The 1,178-nt window shown below is 64.2% G+C and carries 1 protein-coding gene; it reads left to right on the top strand.

The window, feature by feature from the left end:
* Window positions 1–36: 36 nt before the first annotated feature.
* A partial coding sequence (locus tag BMW89_RS37130) for an IS481 family transposase (protein ID WP_143062898.1) occupies window positions 37–1,178 on the top strand: 1,142 nt, incomplete at its 3' end.

Genomic DNA, 1,178 nt, shown 5'->3' with positions numbered 1-1,178 from the left:
GAGGAACAGCCGATGCCTTGGCGAGAGAGCTGCGCAATGGACCAACGGGTTAGCTTCATCGCGGATCAGCGAAGCGGAATGTGGACGATGACGGAGCTGTGCGACCGCTACGAGATCAGTCGCAAGACCGGTTACAAATGGTTGGACCGCTACCGGTTGGAAGGGCCTGGAGGGCTTTCGGATCGCTCCCACGCCGCACGGGTGCATGGGCGGGCGACGCCGCAGCACATCGTTGATGCGATTGTGGGGCTACGGCTTGAGCGGCCGAGCTGGGGACCGCGCAAGATCGTAAGCAAGCTTGAGGCTCGCCAAGGGGACCTCGATTGGCCGTCAGCATCGACGGCAGGCGAGATTCTCAAACGAGCGGGACTGGTCAGCAGCCGTCGGGCTCGGCGACGTGCGCCGCCGCGTATGGGGCAACTGACGGTGCCTCAGCATGCCAACCATGTATGGGCTCTCGATCACAAGGGCTGGATCCGACTGGGCGACGGTTCTCGGGTTGAACCCTTCACAGTGACCGATGGCTTCAGCCGCTATTTGATTAGTTTGGCGGCGACGGGCAGCACGCAACATGCCGAATGCCAACCGCAGCTGGAGCGGGCGTTTCGCGAGTACGGCTTGCCGCAGATCATCCGCTCCGACAACGGCTCGCCGTTCGCCTCGACCGGAACCACCGGCCTGACGGCACTGTCGGTATGGTGGATCAAGCTTGGCATCCGCCATGAACGGATTGATCCCGGCCATCCGCAGCAGAACGGCCGACACGAGCGCTTTCACCTCACGCTTCTGGAAGCCATGCGGCCACCGCCGCCAACCCGGGCCGCGCAGGCCCGGCGCTTCGCGGCATTTGTGCGCGACTACAACGAAGAACGGCCGCACGAATCGCTTGGTCAGCGCCCACCTGCCAGCGTCTATCAGTCCTCGCCTCGTGCGCTGCCAAGGCGGCTTCCAGATCCCGATTATCCAGCCGAGGCCGCGGTGCGCCAGGTCCGCTCCAACGGCGAGATCAAATGGCGTGGCGACCTCATCCACATCTGCAGCGCTCTTGACGGCGAAGCAGTTGCCGTCGAGGAAACCGAGGACGGATACTGGCAAGTGCGCTTCTTCGACGTGCCGATCGGCATCATCGACCAGCAAACACGCAGGCTGCGGCGCTGCGCTAGCGCAGCGCCGCAGCC

The sequence above is a fragment of the Bradyrhizobium sp. OK095 genome (assembly GCF_900109945.1).
Lineage (GTDB): Bacteria > Pseudomonadota > Alphaproteobacteria > Rhizobiales > Xanthobacteraceae > Bradyrhizobium.
Note: the sequence above shows the minus strand (reverse complement) of the source record. Positions and strands in the feature narration are given on the sequence as shown.